This window comes from Actinoplanes sp. CA-252034 (assembly GCF_050956125.1).
Lineage (GTDB): Bacteria > Actinomycetota > Actinomycetes > Mycobacteriales > Micromonosporaceae > Actinoplanes.
The window spans coordinates 7,847,238-7,869,135 of the sequence record NZ_CP191846.1; the positions used below are offsets into that span (position 1 = coordinate 7,847,238).

The following is a 21,898-nucleotide window of genomic DNA, read 5'->3' on the forward strand; positions in this document are numbered from 1 at the left end:
CTGTGCGCTTCACCGCCGGGCCGGGCGCTTCACCCCCGGGCCGGGCGCTTCACCCCCGGGCCGGGCGCCTCACCCCCGGGCCGGGCGCCTCACCCCCGGGCCGGGCGCCTCACCCCCGGGCCGGGCGCCTCACCCCCGGGCCGGGCGCCTCACCCCCGGCTGTGCGGGAACAACTCGCGCAGCCGGGGAAAGTGGTGCTCCCGACTCCAGTCCGGTTTGAACGGGTCGGACCGCAGCCGGACGCCCCGGGCCAGCACCGCGTGATAAAGCGCGTCCTCCTCCTGGTCCGGGTAGGCGGGCCGTGCGACGTAGGCCAGGCACTCCCACTCCGGCCACTCGTCGTCGCTCCACGTGCCATATGGCCGGGTCGCCAGGTGCCGTAGCGCCGGCAGGTCGGCAAGAGTGTCCGGGTCGGCGGCGGCCCGCTCGAACACCTCCCGTCCCTGCCCGATCAGCCAGCACTGGAAATACCAGAACCCGTCGGTGGAGCAGCCGTCAATGATGACGTCGGCGGCCGACCACACGCGGGCGCTGTCGACGCGATCCCGAAGCTCCTGAAGCCGGATCTCGAAGTCCTCGATGTCCACCCGATCGAGCCGGCGCAGGGTGGCCGTCAGCCAGGCCTCCCGGCCGTCCTTGCCGCCACCCTCGCGGGCACTGCGCTCGATCAGCCGCCAGAACTCGTCGATGTCCATGCCGGCATCCAAGCACCGGGGTACGACAATTCCTCAGCGGCCGGGCCATTCGGTGGCGAGCAGCCCGTACAGCAGATCGTCGGTCCACTCGCCCTTGATGAAGGTCTGCTGCCGCAGCAGGCCCTCGCGCTGGAATCCGAGCCGCTCCATCAGCGCCGCCGACCGCGCGTTCCGCGCGTCGCACTCCCCGGTGACCTTGTGCAACCGCTGCGCCCGGAACAGCCGGTCCAGCACGGCGCTCACGGCCTCGGTCGCAAAACCCTTCTTCTGGTACGCCGTAGCCAGCGTGAACCCGATCTCCCCCTGGAGCAGGTTGTCGTGCAGCCGCACATAGACGTCCCCGATCAGCCGCTGCTCGTCGGCGAGCTCGATCGCATACTGGAACCGGCCCGCCGCCGTCGGTGAGCCGGCCGCGAAGTTGCGGACCGCCAGCCGCGCCGCCTCGAGCGGGAAGGGCGCGTCCCACGACTGGTAACGGGCCACCTCCGGATCGGACCGGTAGGCCGCCAGCACCGGCGCGTCGGACGCCCGGAAACGCCGCAGGATCAGCCGCTCGGTCGTCATCAGCACGGGCCCGAGAATATGTCACACCTGCGGAGCAGAATGCGGGGCATGGACTCGACGACCGAGCGGATCCGCGACATCTGCCTGCACCTGCCCGAGGCGACCGAGCGTCTCAGCCACGGCGCGCCGGCGTTCTTCGTCCGTGGAAAGAAGCAGTTCGTGATGCTGTGGGCCGACGGCCATCACGACGACGAGTTCCCACACCTGTGGTGCGCGGCCGGGCCGGGCGTGCAGGCCGAGCTGATCGCCGCCGATCCGGCCCGCTTCTTCCGGCCACCCTATGTGGGCCACCGCGGCTGGGTCGGCGTCCGCCTCGACCGTGACCCCGACTGGGCGGAGATCGCCGAGCTCTGCGAGGACGCGTTCCGCGCCGTCGCGCCGAAGTCCCTGCTCACCCGCCTCGACGAGGCCGGCGCCGGGAAGACGGAGGCCGGCCGGCCCGTGCCCTAGGGCGGCCCGCGGTTTCGGTGGCAAGGCCCTTGTTGTCGGTGGCAAGGCCCTTGTTGTCGGTGGCGAGGCCCTTGTTGTCGGTGGCGAGGCCCTTGTTGTCGGTGGCGAGGCCCTTGTTGTCGGTGGCGAGGGCCATTTTTCGCGGGGAGGTCCCTTCTCCCAGTGGCGAGGTCCGTGTTTTCGATGGTGCGTTTAGTGCGCAGGGTGCGAGGCTTTCGGCATGCCGGAGCGTGGATGAAAGCCCACAATCCGGCAATGTGTGCTCCCGTCGTCGTCATGAGCAGGATGAACGCCCACGATCAACGCAACGTGGGCGCCTACCCACGCCAGGACGTAGTCAGTGCACACGATCGGCCATCGTGTGCACTGATCGACGCTGCCGCCGTCAACCGGCCGGGAGAGACACTGCCGTCCTCAACCAGCCCGGGCAGACACTGCCGTCCCCGACCAGCCCGGACAGACACCGCCGTTCTCAACTGGCCGGGACACTGCCGTTCTCAACCGGCCGGGACACTGCCGTCCTCAACCGGCCGGACGGACGCGACGAAGCCGCCGGGGCCGGCCCGCCGACGGATCATGACCAAGCCGGAACGCACGAGCCCGGACCCTCCGTCACTCTCTGGCGGTAGCCGCTTCCGGTAAGCGCGCCGGGGCTCTCGAGGGCTTGACCGCGACCAGGCAGGATGCAGGATCTGGCCCTGACCTCCGGAACCTTGGCCCCGAAAATGGCGAACTCGGGGCCACCAGGAACGGTGATGAATCGTCAAGATCGGCGGGGAACCGGTGAAGGTGTGTGGCCACCGCACTACCCGTGCCGCAGTCGCCCGCCCGCCTGCCGGGCTCAAGCCGCGCGGACCCCAAGCCGGGCGACCCCAAGCCAGACGGCCCCAAGCCCAGCCGCCCCAAGCCCAGACGGCCCCAAGCCGGACGGCGCTCTCAGGAGCCGGCGGGCGGGACACCGCAGTTGCGGCGCAGCATCGTGTCGAGGGCCTTGCGGTCGTCGTCGTCGACCGGGACGGTGCTGTAGAGCTGCTCGCCCCCGTCGAGGGAGATCCGCACCGGGAACTCGAAGGGCTTCTTGACCTCGGCGAAGGCGTGCAGGTCGCAGCGCAGCGGTGACGCGACGAAGGGCAGCGCGGTGACCGGGGCGGCGGCGGTGACCTCGGCCAGCGGGTTCGCGACGGTGTAGGCGAGGCGGTACATGACGTTGCCGTCGAAGGAGTGCAGGCGTGCCGTGCCGGTGGCCGCCGCTGTCCGCTCGACCACGAGGCTCCCCCGGACCCCGTCGGCGCCCAGGTCGGTCCAGTCGCCGAAGCGCAGCGTCACGCTCTTGCGGACGGTCTCGGCGGCGCAGTCGTCGGCGAGCAGCCGGTTCAGCAGCTCGTTGGGGTGCGGCAGGGGCAGCCGGACCCGCTGGGTGCGGGTGTCGCCCTCGACGCGGGCCACCACGGTCACGAAGGACGGCTCAGCGGCCGCCACGCAGCCGCCGGTGCCGTAGGGCACGGTCACGTCGACCCGGAGCCCGTTCGGCGGTAGCAGAGCCGGCGTGTCGACGGGCGTCTCACCCTCGAAGGAGGGCAGGTCGGGTTCGACCCGGGAGATCCACACCGGCACGTCGCCGTCGTTGTGCAGGGCGATGCCGAGCTGCCGGGCGACCTCGTCCTGCCGCCACTGCTCGGCGGTGGCCCGCAGGCGCAGCTCCGGCAGGGCGGCGCGATCCGGCGACGACGCGCCCCCGGAACAAGCGGCGAGCCCCCGAGCAGAACAGCGACCCCCACAGCGGCAGCCCGACGGCTGGCCCGCGACCCGAAAAAGACACCACCGGCAGACCGACGTCCCGCCCGCGACCCGAGAAAGGCAGCCCGGTGACCGGCCCGCGACCCGAAGACGCCTTCTGCGGGACGGGCCCGGGACGGGGCAGCCGCCGCCACCCCGGCGAGGAGGCGGCGGGGGCTGATCATCGCCGTCAGGCTTCGACGACGTCGGCGACGATGACCGTGACGTTGTCCGGCGCCCCGTTCTGCAGGGTGCGGTTGACCAGCTCGGCGGCGCAGCCCTTGCGGTCGGCCACGTCGCGCAGCGTCTGGGCGATCACGGTGTCCTCGACGTAGTCGGAGAGCCCGTCACTGCACAGCAGGTAGCGGTCGCCGACGCGGGCCGGGATCATCCGGCCGGCCGGGCGGAACGGGCCGCCCTGCACGGCCTGGGTGACCAGCGCCCGCTGCGGGTGCCGGCGGGCGTCGTCGGGGGTGAGCACGCCCTGGTCGACGAGGGCCTGCACATAGGTGTCGTCGCGGGTGAGCTGCTGGAAGTCGCCGTCGCGCAGCAGGTAGCAGCGGGAGTCGCCGACGTTGAGGGCGGCCAGGCGGTCACCGGAGAGCAGGAGCGCCGTCACCGTCGTACCCATGCCGTCGCGGGCGTCGTCCTCGGCGACGGAGGCCTCGATCCGCTGGTTGGCGGTCTGCAGGGCGTTGATCAGATCCTGGAGTGGCTCGCCGTTGTCCGGAGCGGTGTCGACGACGCTCAGGCTCTGCACCAGGATGTCGCTCGCCAGCTCCCCGGCGGGAAGCCCGCCCATGCCGTCCGCCACCACGAAGAGTCGATTACCGACGAAGACGGCGTCTTCGTTATTGGACCGGACCAGGCCCTGATCAGTGGCGGCGACCGCCCGGACAGCAAGCGTCATGTGACAACTGTGCCAAAGGCCAAATCCGTTGTCTCTAGTACCTCCTACCAAGTGTCGGCGGATCCCTGGTATGACACCGCGGGACCCCTCGGGCCGCCACCCCCTCCGAACGGGGCGATAGCGCAGGTCAGGGGCGGTAAAGGGCCGTCGCGGGGCGATTCGGCGGCGCTGCGCGGCACGTTTCGCGGCGAACGGAGCCGTCCGCGCCACCGCGACACGCCGGTCAAGACCGACGTGACATTCCCGACAACGGGGTACGGGCGGCACCTCACGGGCGGTTCACGGGCGGGTTCCGGACGTCCCTCGCAAGCGGTACGAGACGTGCTCCCGGTGAGCCGCCGCACGCGGGCCGGACGATCGCGCGCGGGTGACAGAGCGGGGTGGCGCGACACGACGGGGCGGGCTCGGTAACAATCGTCGACGTGACGACAGCTATCCATCAGCGCATCGCCTCGGAGCTCGGGGTACGGGAAGGGCAGGTCACCGCCGCGGTCGAGCTGCTCGACGGCGGGGCCACGGTGCCGTTCATCGCCCGCTACCGCAAGGAGGTGACCGGCATGCTCGACGACGCCCAGCTGCGCACCCTCGAGGAGCGCCTGGGTTATCTGCGGGAGCTGGAGGACCGGCGGGCCGCGGTGCTGGAGTCGATCCGCTCCCAGGGCAAGCTCGACGACGCCCTGGAGCAGCAGATCCTCGAGGCCGACACGAAGGCTCGCCTGGAGGACATCTACCTCCCGTTCAAGCCGAAGCGGCGGACCAAGGCGATGATCGCCCGTGAGGCGGGCCTGGAGCCGCTCGCCGACGGCCTGCTGGGCGACCCCACGGTCGACCCGAAAGCGGCCGCAGCGGCGTTCGTGGACGCCGAGAAGGGTGTCGCTGATCCGCAGGCCGCCCTGGACGGCGCACGGGCGATCCTGATCGAGCGGTTCGCCGAGGACGCCGACCTGATCGGTGAGCTCCGTGAGCAGATGTGGACGCGCGGCCGGCTGGTCGCCAAGGTGCGCGACGGCAAGCAGACCGACGGGGCGAAGTTCTCCGACTACTTCGACTTCGCCGAGCCGTACTCGAAGCTGCCGTCGCACCGCATCCTGGCGATGCTGCGCGGTGAGAAGGAGGATGTCCTCGACCTCACCATGGAGCCGCACCCGGAGGAGGACGAGGGCTACTTCGAGGGCCGCATCGCCGGGCGCAACGGGATCAGCGACCACGGCCGGCCCGGCGACAAGTGGCTGGTCGACACGGTCCGCTGGGCCTGGCGGACGCGGATCCTCATCCACCTCGGCGCCGACCTGCGGGTCCGGCTGCGGGAGGCGGCCGAGGACGAGGCGGTGCGCGTCTTCGCGGCCAACCTGCGTGACCTGCTGCTCGCGGCGCCGGCCGGCACCCGTACCACCATGGGTCTCGATCCCGGTTTCCGGACCGGGGTGAAGGTCGCCGTCGTGGACGCGACCGGCAAGTGCGTCGCCACCGACGTGATCTACCCGCATGTCCCGCAGAACAAGTGGGACGAGTCGATCCACCGGCTGGCCGCGCTGGCGTCGAAGCACAATGTCGAGCTGATCGCGATCGGCAACGGCACCGCGTCGCGGGAGACCGACAAGCTGGCCACCGAGCTGATCAAGAAGCACCCGGACGCCAAGCTGACCAAGGTGGTCGTCTCGGAGGCGGGCGCGTCGGTCTACTCCGCGTCGGCGTACGCCTCGCAGGAGCTGCCCGGCATGGACGTGTCGCTGCGCGGCGCGGTGTCGATCGCCCGGCGCCTGCAGGACCCGCTGGCCGAGCTGGTGAAGATCGACCCGAAGTCGATCGGTGTCGGCCAGTACCAGCACGACCTGTCCGAGGTGAAGCTGGCCCGCTCGCTGGACGCGGTGGTCGAGGACTGTGTGAACGGTGTGGGCGTGGACATCAACACCGCCTCCGCCCCGCTGCTGACCCGGGTCTCCGGGATCACCGCCGGCCTCGCCGAGAACATCGTGATGCACCGCGACTCCAACGGCCCGTTCCGGAACCGCAAGGAGATCAAGAACGTGGCCCGGCTCGGCCCGAAGGCGTTCGAGCAGTGCGCCGGCTTCCTCCGGATCCGCGACGGCGAGGACCCGCTCGACTTCTCCAGCGTGCACCCGGAGTCGTACCCCCTGGTCCGGACCATCGCGGCGGACGCCGGGTCGGACGTGAAGACGCTGATCGGCAACAGCCCGCTGCTGAAGGGCATCCGGCCGGACAAGTTCGTCACCGACGCGGTCGGCCTGCCGACCATCACCGACATTCTCAAGGAGCTGGAGAAGCCGGGCCGTGACCCGCGGCCGGCGTTCACCACGGCAACCTTCGCCGAGGGCGTCGAGAAGATCGCCGACCTGAAGCCGGGCATGGTGCTGGAGGGCCAGGTGACGAACGTGGCCGCGTTCGGTGCCTTCGTCGACATCGGTGTGCACCAGGACGGTCTCGTGCACGTGTCGGCGCTCTCCGACAAGTTCGTGCAGGACCCGCGTGAGGTGGTCAAGTCCGGTGACGTGGTGAAGGTCCGTGTCCTGGAGGTCGACCCGGTCCGTAAGCGGATCTCGCTGACCATGCGCCTGAGCGACGAGCCGAACCGGGGCCGGCAGCCGCGGGAGGACCGCGGGCAGGGCGGCGGCCAACGTCAAGGCGGCGGCCAGGGCGGCGGTGGCGGCCAGCGTCAAGGCGGCGGCCAGGGCGGCGGTGGAGGGCAGGGCGGACAGCGCGGCGGCGGCCAGGGCGGCCAGCGCCAGCCCGGCAGGGCGGCGGACAGCGCGGCGGGCAGGGCGGTGGCGGTGGCGGTGGCGGGAACAGCTTCGGTAACAGCGCCATGGCCGACGCACTGCGCCGGGCCGGCCTGACCCGCGACTGACCGGACGGACAGCGGGAGGCCTCCGGCTTCCCGCTGTCCGAAACGGCGAACGCCGAAACCGCTACCTGACGTCCCAGATCTTGAGGTCGGTGTACGCCACCTCGTACGGCCCGACGTCCGGCGCGTCCCGCTCGTTGTAGACGCCGAGCAGCACCCGCCCCTCCTGGAGCTCCGGGCGGGTGAGCGGGGCGGTGTCGACGAGCGCGCCGTCCCGGTACACCTCGACCTTGTCGCCCTTGGCGATCAGCCCGATCCGGGCGCCGTCGCCGTGCAGGGCGATCGGCGCGTCCCCCAGCGGGATCGTCTTGTGCACGGCGATCTTGCCGTCGCCGTCCTTGTTGTGCAGGCCGATGTAGATGTTGCGCTCGCAGATCCGGGCCTGGTAGCCGACCTGGCCGTTGTTGCGGAACCAGATCGCCGCGCAGCTGTCCGTGGTGTTCAGCCGGACCGTCACCTCGATGCGCATGTCGGCCGGGATCTCGTCGAGCGGCCCCCGGCACTTGTAGGTGCCGGAGCGCTCCCGGCGGGCCACCAGTGCGTCGGCGAAATAGCAGCTCGCCTGCTCGTCCGGCTGGTCCTTGGCGCTCCACAGCGACGGCCGCCGCAGGCTGTCCTGCAGGCGCGGCCCGGCCTGGCCGGGGACGGTGACCGACGGCGCGGGCGACGTGGTGCGCCCGTCCCCGGCCCGGCCGCGGCCGTCGTTGCGCAACTCCAGGGCCACCAGCACGGCACCGGCCACGAGGGCCGTCACGAAGACCGCGAGCAGCGCCGGCATCGCCCAGCGACGACCCTGACGGGGCGTGGGCGACGACGCGCCGGTCATCGTGTCGGCCGGTGGGGCGGAGATCGGCACCGTGACGATCGAGTTCTCGTCGTAGCCGACCATCCCCGGCGGGATCGACAGGGTCGGCAGGCTCACCGACGGGTCGGCGGCGACCCCGGTGACGGCCTGCGCCTCGGTCGCGGCGACGCGTAGGTCGGGCTGGTCGGCGAACGCCGCGGCGGTGGCGGCCGGCCGCTGCTTGCCCGAGATCAGCAGGTCGAGCAGCTCGCGTGAGCTGGGCCGGTCGGCCGGGTCCTTCTCGAGGGCGTGGGCCACCAGCTCGCGCAGCGGGCCGCTCAGCCCGTCGAGCCGGGGCGGCTGGGTGAGGATGCGGGCCGCCATGGCCGGCGGCGAGTCGGCGAAGAACGGGGTCTGCCCGGTCCCCGCGTACGCCACCACGCTGCCCCAGGCGAACACGTCCGCGGCCGGGGTGAGCGGGGTGTCCTCGTCCGAGGAGAACCTCTCCGGCGCCATGTACGCCACCGTGCCGACCATCTGGTCGGTACGCGTGTTGGCGCTGGTCGCCTCCATGGCCCGGGCGATCCCGAAGTCGATCACCTTGGGGCTGCCCGGCGCCAGCAGCACGTTGCGCGGCTTGAGATCACGGTGGATCACCCCGGCGCCGTGGATCGCGGTGAGCGCGGTCGCCACCCCGATCGCCACGCCGTGCAGGTTGGCGCTGGTCAGCGGCCCACGCTGCTCGACCACGTCGGCCAGGGTGGGTCCGTCGACATACTCGACGACGAGGTAGGGCGACTCGTGGTCGGGGTCGGCGTCGAGCACCTCGGCGGTGCAGAACGGCGGCACCTGCCGGGCCCGGTTGACCTCGCTGCGGAACCGCCGCCGGAACTCGTCGTCGTGGGCCAGGTCGGCGCGCACCATCTTGACCGCGACCAGCACCCCGGCGGTGGTACGGGCCAGATAGACCGTGCCCATCCCGCCCTCGCCGAGCCGCCCGAGGAGTCGATAGTCGCCGAGGGTCTGCGGATCGCCCGTGCGCAGCGGCTGTGTCCGCTCACCCGGCGATGTGCCGTCGACCATTCCGCTGCCCCCCGGAGCGCCCCCTTACGTATGCGCTCGCACTGTATAGGGCCGTGTCTCTCTCCCGACAGGTGGCGGCCTCATGGAGATCCCCGATACGAGGATCCGGGCCATGCCCGATGTGGGAGGGCCCCGTCCGGCGACACCATGGAGTCATCATCTCACCACGAGTGAAGGCAGGGATCCCCTCATGAACGCCGTGCACGACTCGCTCGCCCGTCAGGGCCTGGTCCGCCCGCTGGACGGCCGGATGATCGCCGGCGTGTGCGCTGGCCTCGGCCGCCGGTTCGGCATCGACCCGTGGATCGCCCGGATGCTGTTCGTGCTGATCCTCTTCGTCATCCCGGGCAGCCAGATCCTGGTCTACCCGATCGCCTGGCTCCTGATGCCGTCGGAGAAGCCGGCCTGGCAGGCCCCCACTCCGACGACCTTCTGACCCTCTCCGGGGCCGGCCGCTCAGGCGGTCAGCTCCCGGACCTTCTCGGTCAGCTGCAGGTCGTCGAGGTAGCCCTTGTACGCGACCTTGCCGGTGCGGTCCAGCATCACGTACCAGCTCTGCTGGACGATGCCGAACCTCTTCCACAGCTTGCCGGCCTTGTCGTTGAGGTGCGGCATCTTGGCGAGCTCGAAGTCGGCGACGAAGTCGTCCATCTCCGGGACACTGCCGAGGCTCGCTATCCCGAGGATGCCCAGGCGGTCGGCGTACTCGTCATGGATGTCGGACAGCGACTGCGCCTCGCTGGCGCAGGTCGCGCACCAGGGTGCCCAGAACCAGAGGATGGCCGGCTTGCCGGCCATCGACGCGGCGTCGAACTTCTTGCCCGCCAGCGTGGTCCCGGTGAAGGTCAGCGTCTTCGGGACGGTCACCGCTTCCGCGGTGGCCGCCCCGGAGGCCGGAGGCGCGGCAGCGGCCGGGGACGGTCCGGCCGCCGGCGCCTCCGGGGACGCGTCCGGCGTGGTCCCGCACCCGGCTGCCGCGAGCACGGCAGCCAGGGCGAGGGGCAACATCAGCCGGGGTACGCGAGACCCGCGCATCATTTCGACGGGGTGGGCTCGGTGAGCCGCAGCGCGAGCGCCGGGCACACGTTGACCGCCTTGCGGGCGCCGTCCTCGAGCCACGGCGGCAACGGCGTCTGCGGGAACGCCGGGAAGCCGTTGTTGTCGAGCCGGATGATCTCCGGGGCGACCGCCGAGCACAGGCCGTGCCCGTCGCAGCGTGACCAGTCGAGCGCGAGCTTGCGGGCGCCCTTCTCGGCCGTGTAGGGCAGCGGCAGGATGCCACGGACCTGCTTGCCGCAGCCCTCGCCGTTGGCGTGCGCCCGGACGTCCTCGTGGAAGACCTCGAGCGCCGACAGGGCGAACCGGGACGAGCCGTCCGGGTGGCTGCACGCGCCACGGCCCTTGACCATGCCGGCCGCCTGCCGCACCTGCTCGACCGCGTTGCCGCCGAGCGACACCAGGGTGACCGCGCGGGCCAGGTCGGGCAGGCCGATCCGGCACGGGCCGCACTGACCCGCCGACTCGCCGGCCAGGTACTGCACGACCTGGGCGACCTCGCCGACCGGGCAGGTCTTCGAGCCGATCGGGATGAGCATGCCGGCGCCCAGGGTGCCGCCGACCTTCGCGAACCCCTTGCGGGAGATGTTGATGGTCTTGGCCTGCTCGGCGGTGACCCACTTGCCGTGGTAACCGCCGACCAGCAGGCCCGGGCCCAGGTCGGCGCCGCACATCTCGAGCACCTCCATGAGCGGGGTGCCGGTGGGCGCCTCGACCACGGCCGGCGCGGTGGCGGACCCGCCGACGGTCAGCATGACCGTGCCGGGCTCCTCCGGGATGCCGACCGAGTTGTACTCCCACGGGCCGAGCCGGGCCGCGATCGCCAGCTGCGAGTACGTCTCCGCGTTCGACAGCAGGGTGGGCAGGCCCATCACGCCGTTGTCGCTGGACCGGACCTTACGGCCGGGCGGGATGTGCGCCTCACCGTTGATGCCGCGGACCAGCGCGCCGCCCTCACCGGAGATGAACCGGTGCGGGACCACGACGATCCGGGTCGGGCAGGGCATCTTCCGCTCGGCCAGCGCGGCCGCGAGGGAGTTCTGGCCGACACCGTCGTCGGCGACGCCGATGACGATCTCCTCCGCGTCCAGGGCGGCGGCGGCCAGCGCCGCGCCGTCCAGGATCAGGTGCGGGCCCCGGGTCAGGACCGCCTTGTCCTTCCAGGACGGCGGCTCGCCCTCGGTGGCGTTGACCACGATCACCGGGGGCAGATCCTGACGGCGGCAGGAGTCGACCACCGCGCGCACCTTACGGGCGAACGGGAAGCCGGCGCCGCCGCGACCGCGCAGCTCGATGCGGTCGGCGAGGCCGATCAGCTCCCCGGAGGAGAGCGCCGCGAACCCGCCGTGCACCTCCTGGTGGGCCAGGAGGTCGAGACGGCCGTACTCGTCGAATCCCGCGGTGATGCGGGGCGTGCCGATGGCCGTGACCGGTGGAACCTGTGCCGTGCTCAATTCGTGTCCCTCGAGTCACCGCGGAGCTGGGAGAAGTAGCCGTCGTCGGCCTCGTCCCGGCCCCTGCGTCCTGCACCGCGGCCGGGTTCGCCACGGCGGTTCCGGCGGGAGCCGCTGTCCACCAGGGTGGGGGTGTCGTCGGCCGGGTAGGCGGGCCCTTCCGCGAAGTCGACGAACTCGCTGCGGCTGGGCCGCCGGGCAGGCGGCTCCTCGTAGCGGGGCTCGTCGTAGCGCTCGCCACGAGGGAGCGGGGTGGGCTCGTCCTCGAATCGACCGCCACGGACGCGGGGGGCGTCCTCGTACTCGTCCTCGGCGCGACGGCGACCTCGGGGGCGCTCGTCGTACTCCGGCTCGCGGCGCCGCACCCGCGGGGCGGGCTCGTCGTCCTCGAACCGGCGCATCCGGGCGCCGGTGGACTCGATGTCGTCACGGCGCATCCGCGTGCCGGTCGACTCCACGTCGTCACGGCGCATCCGCGTGCCGGTGGACTCGATGTCGTCACGGCGCATCCGGGCGCCCGTCGACTCGATGTCGTCACGGCGCATCCGCGTGCCGGTCGTCTCCACGTCGTCACGGCGGCGCGGGCGCGGGGCCGGCTCGTCGTCCTCGAACCGGCGGCCACGTCCACGGCCGTCGTCGTACATCTCCGATCGGGCGCCGCGGGTGCGCGGGGCGGGCTCGTCGTCGTACCGGTAGCGCTCGTCCTCGAGGTCACGCCGCGACATCCGGGTCTGGGTGTCGTAGCGCTCGTCGTCCTCGACGGCCCGGCGCGGCCGGGGCGCGGGCGCCTCCAGCTCGGGCCGGCGGCGGGGCGGGTAGTCGTCCTCCACCGGAGCGGGGGCCGGGCTGACCGGACGGGCCACGGGAATGGGCGCCGGGCTGACCGGACGAGCCGCCTGCGGCGCGGCCGGCTGGTTCCAGACCGGCACGGACGGACCCGCGGACGGGGCTCCGGTCGGCTGGTTCCAGGCCGGCGGCGCCATCGTGGTGGGCTCGGCGCCGGCCGGGGCAAGCAGGTCGACCGCCGGCTGACGCGACGCACGGCGGATCGGGGCCGACGCGGTGGGCAGCAGCGTCCCGGTCTCCTGCGGCTTGACCGCGCCGACACCGGCCGGTGAGGCGAAGTCCTTGCGCCGGTTGAGGCTCACCGACAGACGCACGGCGAGACCGACGACCACACCGAGCACGCAGACGACGTAGCTCACGGTGACCCAGGTGGCCGCTGTCCGGCCGGCGGAGAGGCCGTGGGTCAGGGCGATCGGCCACATCAGGTACGAGATGGAGTGCACACCTCGCCACATCCACGGCCTGCCGCGGCCGATGAACCGGGCACGGGCGATGCCGGACCACATGACCAGCACCATGATCCAGGCGGAGATCGTGCCGAAGCCGATGTACCACTTGTTCAGGCCGTCGGTGAGGAACGGCACGAAGATGTCGATCAGGCCGATGAAGTCCTTGGCGTACTTCGTCCAGACGTGCAGGAAGAGCGCGCCGACCGCGATCACACCGGTGGTGCGGTGCGCGGATTGCAACAGCACCCGCTGACGGACGCTGAGGACGAGCCGGTCGGTGGCGACCAGACCGACCATGATCGTGACGGACAGCGACACCAGGCTGATGACGCCGACGTAGTAGTCGGCGTAGGCGAAGAAGTAGTAGTACGCGACGCGACCCGGAGCGGTCATCATCGCCACTGCCCACAGCGCGGCCAGGATGCTCAGAATGAGCATGGCCACGGCTGATCTCGACGCCGGACGGGTGCCGGTGGATCCGACGTCGACCGCCGCCACGCGGGGAGCGGTTGCCTTGTTGTTCTTCGAGCGGGCCATGGACTCCTCGTTTTCCTTGGTGCGGTCACGTCCCGTGGGCGGTGGGACGCCGGCGTCCGTGGGGAACGCCCCGCGCTCAAGCGCTGTTGCTGGACCCGGTCCTCGGCGGTGCTTTCCCCTGCGTGCTCCGGTCCGTGTCCTCCCCGGATTACGTGCCGGGGGCGGGTTCGGATGAACGCTCGCTCAAAATTTTGCGTAGCCGGGCCACTACGTTCCGCGCAGGCCCGCTGAGCTGCACGAATAACGGAAACGTTGCCCGCGTAAGGAAAAAATAAGGATTCCGGGAGGAGTGACGCGGGCCACCCGGTGAACCATTCTCTCCCGGCAGGCGAACTAAGTAGTGATGACGAATCGAGGGCAGGCCGTGGAAAGGGGGACCGTCATGCGTCACCGGATCACCGCGCTCGCCGGCGCGGTCGTCGCGGGCGCGGTGCTGAGTGCGCCGTTCGGAGCCGCGCCGGCCGCCGCCGACGTGCCGGGATTCAGCGTGCGCGTGACGGCGCCGGACACGTTCACCGCGGCCCGGTCCGCGGAGACGGTGACCGCCGTCGTCACGTCGGAGAGCCGCCGGTGCCGCAAGGTCCGCTGGGTGCTGATCGTGCGCTCGGAGGTCGACGCCGGCCAGTTGCGGGTGACCCGGGTCGAGGAGGACGGCGAGTTCGACACGAGCACCAGCACCGACGGCGACACCACCACGATCATCGACGAGGCGCTCGACCCGGGCACGCTGTGCCGGGGCCGCACGGTGACGGGCCGCTGGCAGGTCTCGTTCGACGGCCCGGACGGCGGTGACGTGCGGTTCGAGGCGCAGGCCTTCGACGAGCAGGAGACGCTGCTGACCACCGCGGGCGCGTCGTCGGCGGTTCGCGGGCAGCGCGCCCCGAGCCCGTCGCCCGAGCCGTCGGAGACGCAGGGCGCCGCCGAGGAGGAGGACGCCGAGAACGACGACGCCGGCGACGACGGCGGGGCGGCGATCGTCCCGGACGCGGGCGACGCCGAGACCGCCCTGGTCGCCCAGCAGACCTCACTGCTCGGGCCCGGTCTGATCATCGGCGGCATCTGCGTGTTCCTCGGCGTGCTGCTGCTGATCCGGTTGCGCATGCGGGCCAAGGTGGTCCAGGTCGAGGAGCAGAGCCTGCCGACCGGCTTCTACGGGATGCCACCGCGCCGATAGGAGCACTTCCTCCGGGTGAAATACCCGCATGACGGGCGGGAAGTGACGCTGTGCCGTTTAGCGTGATGGCGCAGCGTCACCGTCCATAGGGGAGGACTCCGTGGCTCAGCGCCCGTCTGCCGTACGCTCGTTCGCCCACCGTCGCACCAGGGTCGCCGCCGCGTTCGGCGCCCTGGCCGTCGTCTCGGTGGCCGTGCCCGCCGGCGTCTCGTTCGCCGGGACCGACCGTGTCCCGGCCGCCGCTCCGGCGCCCGCCGCGCCGTCCGACGGATACGGCGTCGACCCCCGGGTGCCCGACGAACTGGCCCCACCGCCCGGCCACGTGCTGCACGCCGTGCTCAAGGCCCGGGGTGTGCAGGTCTACGAGTGCCGCTCCGGCGCCTGGGCGCTGCTGGAGCCGGCCGCCTCGCTGACCGGCGTCACGGTGCGCCCGGTCAAGCGGGTGAGCGTCCTGCACTTCCGTGGCCCGAGCTGGCAGTCGGACCAGGACGGCTCACTGCTGGAGGGTGACCCGCAGGGCGTCGTACGGGTGGCGTCCGAGCATCCGGGCAGCATCCAACAGCTGCGGATCCGGGCGAAGACCACCCGGGGGACCGGCACGTTCGCCAAGGTGACCTGGATCCAGCGGATCGACACGGTCGGCGGGCTGGCGCCGGCCGGCCCGTGCACGGGCGGGACGGTCTCCGCCCCGTACCGCGCGGTCTACCGGTTCTTCGTCGCGGCCTGAGCCAGGAACTCGCGGGCTGCCTCGACCAGGGCCTCCGGATCGTCGGCGTGGAAGCGGACGGTGGACGCGGGCTGCCCCTTGGCCTTGCGGACGGCGAGCACCAGGGGCTCGGTAAGGCGCACGTCGATGCTGGTCTGACCGGCCATACCGAGGGAGAGCACGCCGTCCTCGAGCTGGGTCTGGCCGCCCGGCGGCATCGACCGGCGGCGCACGTCGATCGCGGCGATCCGGTCCCAGGCGATGCCGACGTCGAGGGTGAGGCTGTTGCGGATGCGCAACCCGGACTCCCCGACCAGGTGGGGATGCACGACGATGGTGGCGTAGAGGCCGATCATCCAGATCAGGCCGTAGACGCCGGCGAAGAGCAGGACGTTCGCGACCGGCTCCCAGGGGATCATCAGCTCCAGGATCGGGATCTCGATCGCGGAGACGACGATGAACGCGATGAGGATCATCTTGACCGCGCCGATGTACCCGAATCGCCGGGTGCCCGGCTCGACCGGGATCGGCCGCCGCAGGATCCAGCGGAACAGCGCCGCCCAGAGCCGCAGCTCGTAGACGACCACGAAACGCGCGAGACCCCATACCTTCGTCACGGCCACCACGGTAGGTCACGATGCACTTGTATTGCAATAGCACTGCCGGCCGGTGCGGGGCACCGGCCGGCAGCTAACTGCGGGTTCGCTCAGAGAGCGGGGTACGCGTTCGCCATCAGCTGCGCGAACTGGGCGGAGAACCAGGCGCCCGAGATCGGGGCGTCGGGCAGCGCGCCGGAGAGGCTGTTGCCGTTACGGGCGTTACCGGTGTAGGCCGGGTCGCACATCTGGTCGAAGCCCTTGCCCTCGTTGTTCGGGATGAGCTTGCTGGAGCCGTCCGACTCACCCGGCGGCTTCACCCAGACGTAGGCGTCGATACCGGCGGCCGGGGCCGCGGTGGGACGCTCGCCCAGACCGGCGCCGGACTGGTTGCACCAGTTGCCGGCGTGGATCCGGCGGTCGATGCGCGAGTCGTTGACGAAGGTGTCGACGTTGGTGCTGCTGCTCGGTCCGGTGGGCCGGGCCGACCCGCCCCAGCCGTTGCGGGAGGTGTCGATCAGCATGCCGATGCCGGAGTCGAAGCCGATCGAGACCAGCTTGGCCCGGAAGGCCTGCGCGAAGGTCAGCTCGTCGACGTACTGGTTCCAGTCCACCCACTTCGACTGGCGCACCGAGGTGCCGCCGACCGTGGTGCCGATCGTGAAGTTGGTCTCCCGCAGGGCCGAGTAGTTGGCCGTGTTGGTGATGAAGCCGTGCACGTTCTTCACGTTGCCGGAGGCCTGGGCCGCCTGCAGCATGATGTCGGCGGTCGGGCCGAAGTTCGAGTCCCAGCCGATCCAGCCGTGGTGGGCGGCGTCCACGTAGTTGTACGTGTTGGCGAGCCCGCCGAGCTTGCTCAGGGCGTAACCGATGCCCTGCACATACCCGCCGTTGGCCTTCATCGTGTCGCAGGTCGCCGTGGCACCCGCGGCGCTACCGACGTTGGTGACCAGGTTCGGCAGCGAGTCGATCTCGACGATGTTGATGATCCGCAGGTTCCGGTACTTCGCGTCGGCCTGGATCGCGGCGATCGGGTCGATGTAGTCGGTCTTGTACTTCGGCAGGTCGTTCGGGCCGAGCTCACCGTTGGAGGCGAGCGCCGCGCAGTCCCGGCCGGGCAGGTTGTAGATGACGAACTGGATGTAGCCGGCACCCTGCGCCAGAGCCGCGTCCAGGTGGGCACGCACGCCCATCGCCCCGTTCGAGCTGCTGTCCGTGCTGCCGTTGATCGCGGCGATCCGGTCGATCCACACCGCGGTCGGGTTGTTCGACACCCGGCTGCCGCCGGACACCGACTCGGCCTTGGCCTTCCACTCGGGGTTCACATAGCCCTTGGCCCCGGCGTACGGGTTGTCGACCTTGACACCGGGCGTCACCGAGGTCGACGGCGAGGGGGATGTCGACGTGGACGGCGAGGTGGAGGTGGACGGGGACGTCGAGTTCGACGGCGACGGCGAGGTGGTTCCGCCGTTGCAGACCACGCCGTTGAGCGAGAACGACGCCGGGGCGGTGTTCGTACCCGAGTAGTTGGCGTTGAAGCCGAAGTTCGCCGTGCCGTTGGTGGCCAGCGCCGCCGACCAGCTCGGGTTGGCGGCCGTGACGGCCGTCCCGGACTGGGTGATGTTGGCGCTCCAGCCCTGGGTGATCTGCTGGTTGCCGGCCCAGTTCCAGGTGAGGCGCCAGCCCCCGGAGATGGCGTCACCAAGGTTGGTGACGGTGACGTTGCCGGTGAAGCCGGTGCTCCACGAGTTGGCCGAGTAGGTGACGCTACAACCGGCAGCGGCACTGGCGCTGGTCGCGACAGTGATGGCGCCGCCAGCGGCGACGACGCCCACGGCAGCGGCTGCTGCCAGGGCCCGTGCGCGGGTGGGGATGGGTCTCATGAGGGCTCCTCGAGACGGGGACGACGTGGGAGCACGCCGGGGAACGGTCGGCAACACATCGGTGGGGATCGTTGGCCGATATGGACAGCATTCCATGGGAGCGCTCCCAGCGCAATCATTCCGAAACAGCAGGGCAATCGGGAGTTCACGGCGCAACATCCTGGCCGGTCACGGCCATGGTGGGTGGTGACGATCAGCCCGACACCCCCGGCCGGACGGCGATTTCACCGCCACTCCCGCACCGTGTACAACCACGCCTTCCGGCTCACCGGCTCGTGGTCGGTCGCCGAGGACGTGACGTCGGCGACGTTCCCGACCGGCCGCGCACTCCCCCGCACCGAACGCGAAGCCGTCGCCCTCTGCCTGTGGTCCGGAGTCTTTTACGCTGAGGCGGCCGCGTTTCTCGGCGTCACCGAATCCTCCGTCCGCAGCCGGGCCGGCCGGGCCCGCGCACGGCTGAACCCACCAGCTCACCGCACCCGACGAACCGAAGAGCCCGGCCTGCCGCACCAGGGAAACCGTGAAGCGGCACGAGCGCTGCCCGGGGTGGGCGGCGCGACAGCGCTCGGCCACAGCCGGTTCAGCCTCCAGTCACGGCCGATCCAGCCTCCAGTCACGGCCGCATCAGCCTCCGGCCACGGCCGGATCAGCCTCCGGTCGCGGCCGATTCAGCCTCCGGTCGCGGCCGGATCAGCCTCCGGCCACGGCCGATTCAGCCTCCGGGCGGCTGGTTCGATCTGAACGGGAGCTTCTAGCGGTCGGGCTCGAGGCGGGCGAGCAGGTCGACGAGGGTGGAATCAAGGGCGGACGGGAGCAGGAGGGCCGCCTGCACAAAACGGGCGTTGTGGGCGTACAAATGGGGAATTGCGACACACCGCAACCCGGCGGCCACCGCGGCCGAAACGCCGTGCGGGGTGTCCTCGAAGGCCACCGCCGCCTCGGGCGGCAGGCCGAGGCGGTCCAGGGCCAGCCGGTAGACCGCCGGGTCCGGTTTGGGCGCGGCGACCTCATCGCCGCAGGCCAGGACCTCGAAGCGGTCCAGATCGCCGGTCCGCGCGAGATGCCCGGCCACCCATTCGCGCGCCGAGCTGCTCGCGACCGCGAGCCGCAACCCGAGGCCTTCAGCCTCCGCCAGCCAGTCGTCCAGGCCGGCGATCAGGCCCATCGTGCGATGTCTTTCCTCACGGTACGCCGTACGCCGCGCCTGGCTGGCGGCTCGATCGAAACCCGGCCCGACCGCAGCCGCGAGCAGCGCATACTGCTCGTCGGTGGTGTCGCCTCCGTGATCGGCGAAGAACACCGCCTCGTTCAGTTCGTGCCCGTGGCGGCGCCATTCGGCTCGCCAACTCTCCAGCAGAGTGGTCTCGGTGTCCATCAGCAGACCGTCGAAGTCGAAGATCAAGGCCTTGATCGTCATTCGAGGATTATGAACGGCACCCGAGCGCACCCGATTTGCGACCGCTCAGTGGCCGTTCGCGGCTCAAGCCGGACCCCGTGGTGCCGACCCTAGGGCCATGAGCGTGGGCAGCGAGATGCACACAGCCGGTCCCGGGTTGGAAGGGGTCGGCGAGGACATGACGCCGGACCGGCAGGGGCTGATTCTGGCCGAGCTGGTGGCGTTCATGACGAAGGACACCCCGTCGGTGCAGCATGTGCTGGACCTGACGGCGCCGCACCTGACGGAGATCGCCGGGCTGACCGCGGCCACCGTCTTCGAGCTCGACTCGGAGACCGGCATGATGACCGTCAGCGCGAGGGTGGGCGAGCCCGGCCGGCGTGACCAGCTGGTCGCCGGCAAGGTCTTCCGCGCCCCGGCGGGTGGCAAGCCGGTCGTCAACGGTGAGCAGATGGCGGTCCGCCTGCGCATCGGCGGGCAGACCGTCGGTGTCCTCCTGCTGACCGGCACCCGTCTCGACGAGCTCCAACTGGACACCATCTCGACGATGGCTCTGCACTTCGCGACCACCCTGCAGGGCCTGGCCGCCGAGAAGCAGCGGCAGTTCGTGGCGCACAGCAGCGCCACCATCCGGGAGCTGTTCGAGCAGGGCATGTCGGCCGGCAACGTGGAGACCGCCGCCGAGCTGCTGGCCCGCTCGTGCGCCACGGCGTTCCGCACCGAGCACGCCGCGATGCACCTGATCGACAGCGAAGGGCGGATCCGGTACGTGCACGGCGTCGGCTTCTCCGACGAGATCCACCGGTCGCTCACCGACAACCTGCTCGGCAAGGCGGCCGCGGAGTCACCGGTCTGGCGCAACAGCGCCGAGAAGGGCGAGCCGATGCTCGTCGCCGACGCCAGCACCGCGAAGGTACGGGTCGGCGGGCTCACCCAGACGATCGGGCTGCAGTCGTTCATCGCGATGCCGCTGCTCTCCGCGCAGGGACCGGTCGGCATGGTGATGTGCGGCGACTCCAGCGGCCCCCGCGACTGGACCGCCCAGGACCGGATCCTGGCCCAGCAGCTGGCCGTCGAGGGCACGCTGATCATGGACAGCGCCCGGATGCGGCAGGCCGCCGAGGTCCACATGAACGAGCTCACCAAGCAGGCGTTCCACGACTCGCTGACCGGCTTGCCCAACCGCAAGATGCTCCTCGACCGGGCCCACGCGGCCGTCGACATTGCCGCCGCCACCGGCACCCGGATGGCGCTGCTGCTGCTCGACCTCAACGGGTTCAAGCAGGTCAACGACACTGTCGGACACCACGCCGGCGACGTCCTGCTGCAGCTGGTCGCCAAGCGTCTCCAAGGGGTCGTCCGGCGGCCCGACCTGGTCGCGCGTCTCGGCGGCGACGAGTTCTCGGTGCTGCTCACCGGCGACCCGGACGAGAAGGCGGCGATCAGCGTCGGCGACCGGATCTGCGAACGGCTCCGGGAGCCGTTCGACATCGAAGGCGAGCCGGTACGGATCGGCGCCAGCATCGGGGTCGCCCTCTTCCCCGACCACGGCACCGAGTTCGCCGTCCTCATGCGTGAGGCCGACGCCTACATGTACCAGGCCAAACGCGGTGGCGGCGGGGTTCGTCTGGCCGGCAGCTGAGCCGGGACCGTCCTCGGGCGGTCCCGCGGCGCGCGGACGCGCCCCAACCCATCAGAAGCGGCGAAAGGTCCTTCTCGGACTGGTAGTTTTCGGGCTGAAACTCTCGAAACCACTCAACGGGGAGGACACGGTGGGCAGTACCCGCTTGCTCACGATCGGCACCGCGCTGGTCGCCACACTGGCCGGCTCGGCGCCGGCCGCGGCGGCGCCACCGCCACCGCCGAAGACGGAGATCAACACCGGCATGCAGTTCGCGGCCGGACCGGACGAGACGACGCCGGGTGGCAACGTCGTCCTCAGCGGCTGGGCCGGGATCGAGGGCCGGACCACCGGCAACGCCGGCCGGGTGGAGTTCCACTTCCGGAAGAAGGGATCCGACGAACAGGTCTACGTCGGTGCGACCGACGCCGGCAGCTCGGGCAAGTTCCGTTTCACGACGAAGGCCACCGTCAGCGGCGAGTACAACGCCCACTACCGGCACCGGAAGATGGCCATCACCGCCGACGGCACCGACTCGCTGAACGTCTACGTCGACCGCCCGGTGGACCGCTTCCTCTACTCGTGGAGGGCCGACGCGCTGTCCTGCCTGCCGGCGTGCGTCGCTCAGGGCCCGGACCAGTTCGTCACCGCCGGCCCGATCAAGGTCGAGCTGACCCGCGAGTGCCTGCGCCCCGGGTCGGGCGGCCGGATCGGATTCACCGCCGATCCGGCGAACACCTACACGGCGGGCGCCCCCGGCTGGCGTGACTTCCCCGACGGCGAGGGCCCGACCCGGTTCGAGCTGAACCCCGGACTCACCCGCGGCCACTTCCACCTGGAGTGGACCAGCGGGCCGGCGGCCGACGACAAGGAGCTCACCTCCTGCAACCTCGCGTTCAGCGCCACCCAGCAGCACATCGAACGTCAATACGTCTGACCGTCGAGGGCGGTGGCCCGCCCCGCCTGATCCCGGGCGGCCACCGCTCGCTCCGCCCGCCCCCGCCCTGCCGCACCCGGCCCCGACCTGCCCCGCCCGGCCTCCCGCCTGCCGCGCC

The 21,898-nt window shown here is 71.3% G+C and carries 18 protein-coding genes and 1 pseudogene; 8 read left to right on the forward strand and 11 right to left on the reverse strand.

Annotated elements, in window-relative coordinates; all coding sequences use genetic code 11:
- Nucleotides 1-149: 149 nt before the first annotated feature.
- Together ACQPZW_RS35630 and ACQPZW_RS35635 are read right to left on the reverse strand one after the other, a co-directional pair.
- Complete coding sequence (locus ACQPZW_RS35630) at nucleotides 150-695, reverse strand: DUF4240 domain-containing protein (protein ID WP_433790394.1); 546 nt, start codon at nucleotides 693-695, stop codon at nucleotides 150-152.
- Nucleotides 696-728: 33 nt separating this feature from the next.
- The gene (locus ACQPZW_RS35635; protein WP_433797720.1) at nucleotides 729-1,259 is read right to left on the reverse strand and encodes a GNAT family N-acetyltransferase; all 531 of its coding nucleotides are present in this window, start codon (nucleotides 1,257-1,259) and stop codon (nucleotides 729-731) included.
- Between the two features lie 48 nt (nucleotides 1,260-1,307).
- On the opposite strand from ACQPZW_RS35635, the gene ACQPZW_RS35640 reads away from it, so the two are divergent.
- Nucleotides 1,308-1,709 (forward strand): MmcQ/YjbR family DNA-binding protein, encoded by a 402-nt coding sequence (locus tag ACQPZW_RS35640; RefSeq protein ID WP_433790395.1) that lies wholly within the window; start codon nucleotides 1,308-1,310, stop codon nucleotides 1,707-1,709.
- A gap of 936 nt (nucleotides 1,710-2,645) precedes the next feature.
- Here the strand turns inward: ACQPZW_RS35640 and ACQPZW_RS35645 are convergent.
- Together ACQPZW_RS35645 and ACQPZW_RS35650 are read right to left on the reverse strand one after the other, a co-directional pair.
- Entirely contained in the window at nucleotides 2,646-3,323 is a 678-nt protein-coding gene (locus ACQPZW_RS35645) for a hypothetical protein (protein ID WP_433790396.1), read from the reverse strand.
- Nucleotides 3,324-3,675: 352 nt separating this feature from the next.
- Nucleotides 3,676-4,395, reverse strand: a complete 720-nt coding sequence (locus tag ACQPZW_RS35650; protein ID WP_433790397.1) for a PP2C family protein-serine/threonine phosphatase — start codon at nucleotides 4,393-4,395, stop codon at nucleotides 3,676-3,678.
- A 422-nt stretch (nucleotides 4,396-4,817) separates the two neighbouring features.
- On the opposite strand from ACQPZW_RS35650, the pseudogene ACQPZW_RS35655 reads away from it, so the two are divergent.
- Nucleotides 4,818-7,261, forward strand: a pseudogene (locus ACQPZW_RS35655) (Tex family protein).
- Between the two features lie 61 nt (nucleotides 7,262-7,322).
- On the opposite strand, the gene ACQPZW_RS35660 reads toward ACQPZW_RS35655, so the two are convergent.
- Nucleotides 7,323-9,125 (reverse strand): serine/threonine protein kinase, encoded by a 1,803-nt coding sequence (locus ACQPZW_RS35660; RefSeq protein WP_433790398.1) that lies wholly within the window; start codon nucleotides 9,123-9,125, stop codon nucleotides 7,323-7,325.
- A 190-nt stretch (nucleotides 9,126-9,315) separates the two neighbouring features.
- Between ACQPZW_RS35660 and ACQPZW_RS35665 the strand changes: the two genes are divergently transcribed.
- Nucleotides 9,316-9,561 (forward strand): PspC domain-containing protein, encoded by a 246-nt coding sequence (locus tag ACQPZW_RS35665; protein WP_433790399.1) that lies wholly within the window; start codon nucleotides 9,316-9,318, stop codon nucleotides 9,559-9,561.
- 20 nt (nucleotides 9,562-9,581) lie between these two features.
- On the opposite strand, the gene ACQPZW_RS35670 is transcribed toward ACQPZW_RS35665, so the two are convergent.
- Genes ACQPZW_RS35670 through ACQPZW_RS35680 form a run of 3 tightly spaced genes read right to left on the reverse strand, consistent with a single transcriptional unit; the run spans nucleotide 9,582 to nucleotide 13,467 of the window.
- Nucleotides 9,582-10,133, reverse strand: a complete 552-nt coding sequence (locus ACQPZW_RS35670) for a TlpA family protein disulfide reductase (protein ID WP_433790400.1) — start codon at nucleotides 10,131-10,133, stop codon at nucleotides 9,582-9,584.
- A 26-nt stretch (nucleotides 10,134-10,159) separates the two neighbouring features.
- Nucleotides 10,160-11,635 carry an NADH-ubiquinone oxidoreductase-F iron-sulfur binding region domain-containing protein gene (locus ACQPZW_RS35675; RefSeq protein WP_433790401.1) on the reverse strand — a complete coding sequence of 492 codons (1,476 nt, stop codon included), beginning with the start codon at nucleotides 11,633-11,635 and terminating at the stop codon, nucleotides 10,160-10,162.
- The gene (locus ACQPZW_RS35680) at nucleotides 11,632-13,467 is read right to left on the reverse strand and encodes a translation initiation factor III (RefSeq protein ID WP_433790402.1); all 1,836 of its coding nucleotides are present in this window, start codon (nucleotides 13,465-13,467) and stop codon (nucleotides 11,632-11,634) included. The genes ACQPZW_RS35675 and ACQPZW_RS35680 overlap by 4 nt, the downstream gene beginning before the upstream one ends.
- Before the next feature lie 382 nt (nucleotides 13,468-13,849).
- Here ACQPZW_RS35680 and ACQPZW_RS35685 point away from each other — a divergent pair, with 382 nt between their 5' ends.
- Nucleotides 13,850-14,641 carry a hypothetical protein gene (locus ACQPZW_RS35685; protein ID WP_433790403.1) on the forward strand — a complete coding sequence of 264 codons (792 nt, stop codon included), beginning with the start codon at nucleotides 13,850-13,852 and terminating at the stop codon, nucleotides 14,639-14,641.
- 100 nt (nucleotides 14,642-14,741) lie between these two features.
- Nucleotides 14,742-15,368 (forward strand): DUF3455 domain-containing protein, encoded by a 627-nt coding sequence (locus ACQPZW_RS35690; protein ID WP_433790404.1) that lies wholly within the window; start codon nucleotides 14,742-14,744, stop codon nucleotides 15,366-15,368.
- On the opposite strand, the gene ACQPZW_RS35695 is transcribed toward ACQPZW_RS35690, so the two are convergent.
- Together ACQPZW_RS35695 and ACQPZW_RS35700 are read right to left on the reverse strand one after the other, a co-directional pair.
- Nucleotides 15,344-15,964, reverse strand: a complete 621-nt coding sequence (locus ACQPZW_RS35695) for a PH domain-containing protein (protein ID WP_433790405.1) — start codon at nucleotides 15,962-15,964, stop codon at nucleotides 15,344-15,346. The two genes, ACQPZW_RS35690 and ACQPZW_RS35695, sit on opposite strands and share 25 nt — an antisense overlap.
- An 89-nt stretch (nucleotides 15,965-16,053) precedes the next feature.
- The gene (locus tag ACQPZW_RS35700) at nucleotides 16,054-17,826 is read right to left on the reverse strand and encodes a glycoside hydrolase family 6 protein (RefSeq protein ID WP_433790406.1); all 1,773 of its coding nucleotides are present in this window, start codon (nucleotides 17,824-17,826) and stop codon (nucleotides 16,054-16,056) included.
- A 294-nt stretch (nucleotides 17,827-18,120) separates the two neighbouring features.
- Between ACQPZW_RS35700 and ACQPZW_RS35705 the strand changes: the two genes are divergently transcribed.
- Entirely contained in the window at nucleotides 18,121-18,567 is a 447-nt protein-coding gene (locus ACQPZW_RS35705) for a sigma factor-like helix-turn-helix DNA-binding protein (RefSeq protein ID WP_433797721.1), read from the forward strand.
- Nucleotides 18,568-18,577: 10 nt separating this feature from the next.
- Here ACQPZW_RS35705 and ACQPZW_RS35710 read toward each other — a convergent pair whose 3' ends face one another.
- On the reverse strand, nucleotides 18,578-19,243 hold the full coding sequence (locus tag ACQPZW_RS35710; protein ID WP_433790407.1) for an HAD family hydrolase: 666 nt from the start codon (nucleotides 19,241-19,243) through the stop codon (nucleotides 18,578-18,580).
- Nucleotides 19,244-19,340: 97 nt separating this feature from the next.
- Between ACQPZW_RS35710 and ACQPZW_RS35715 the strand changes: the two genes are divergently transcribed.
- Together ACQPZW_RS35715 and ACQPZW_RS35720 are read left to right on the forward strand one after the other, a co-directional pair.
- Nucleotides 19,341-20,864: a diguanylate cyclase domain-containing protein gene (locus ACQPZW_RS35715; protein ID WP_433790408.1), complete on the forward strand. Its 1,524-nt coding sequence runs from the start codon at nucleotides 19,341-19,343 to the stop codon at nucleotides 20,862-20,864.
- A gap of 130 nt (nucleotides 20,865-20,994) precedes the next feature.
- Nucleotides 20,995-21,780: a hypothetical protein gene (locus tag ACQPZW_RS35720; protein WP_433790409.1), complete on the forward strand. Its 786-nt coding sequence runs from the start codon at nucleotides 20,995-20,997 to the stop codon at nucleotides 21,778-21,780.
- Nucleotides 21,781-21,898 lie beyond the last annotated feature (118 nt).

Coding starts and splice junctions, on each gene's coding strand:
- ACQPZW_RS35640 (WP_433790395.1), top strand. CDS start 1,308: ATGGACTCGACGACCGAGCGGATCCGCGACATCTGCCTGCACCTGCCC.
- ACQPZW_RS35700 (WP_433790406.1), bottom strand. CDS start 17,826: ATGAGACCCATCCCCACCCGCGCACGGGCCCTGGCAGCAGCCGCTGCC.
- ACQPZW_RS35635 (WP_433797720.1), bottom strand. CDS start 1,259: ATGACGACCGAGCGGCTGATCCTGCGGCGTTTCCGGGCGTCCGACGCG.
- ACQPZW_RS35680 (WP_433790402.1), bottom strand. CDS start 13,467: ATGGCCCGCTCGAAGAACAACAAGGCAACCGCTCCCCGCGTGGCGGCG.
- ACQPZW_RS35670 (WP_433790400.1), bottom strand. CDS start 10,133: ATGTTGCCCCTCGCCCTGGCTGCCGTGCTCGCGGCAGCCGGGTGCGGG.
- ACQPZW_RS35665 (WP_433790399.1), top strand. CDS start 9,316: ATGAACGCCGTGCACGACTCGCTCGCCCGTCAGGGCCTGGTCCGCCCG.
- ACQPZW_RS35630 (WP_433790394.1), bottom strand. CDS start 695: ATGGACATCGACGAGTTCTGGCGGCTGATCGAGCGCAGTGCCCGCGAG.
- ACQPZW_RS35660 (WP_433790398.1), bottom strand. CDS start 9,125: ATGGTCGACGGCACATCGCCGGGTGAGCGGACACAGCCGCTGCGCACG.
- ACQPZW_RS35685 (WP_433790403.1), top strand. CDS start 13,850: ATGCGTCACCGGATCACCGCGCTCGCCGGCGCGGTCGTCGCGGGCGCG.
- ACQPZW_RS35710 (WP_433790407.1), bottom strand. CDS start 19,243: ATGACGATCAAGGCCTTGATCTTCGACTTCGACGGTCTGCTGATGGAC.
- ACQPZW_RS35715 (WP_433790408.1), top strand. CDS start 19,341: ATGAGCGTGGGCAGCGAGATGCACACAGCCGGTCCCGGGTTGGAAGGG.
- ACQPZW_RS35650 (WP_433790397.1), bottom strand. CDS start 4,395: ATGACGCTTGCTGTCCGGGCGGTCGCCGCCACTGATCAGGGCCTGGTC.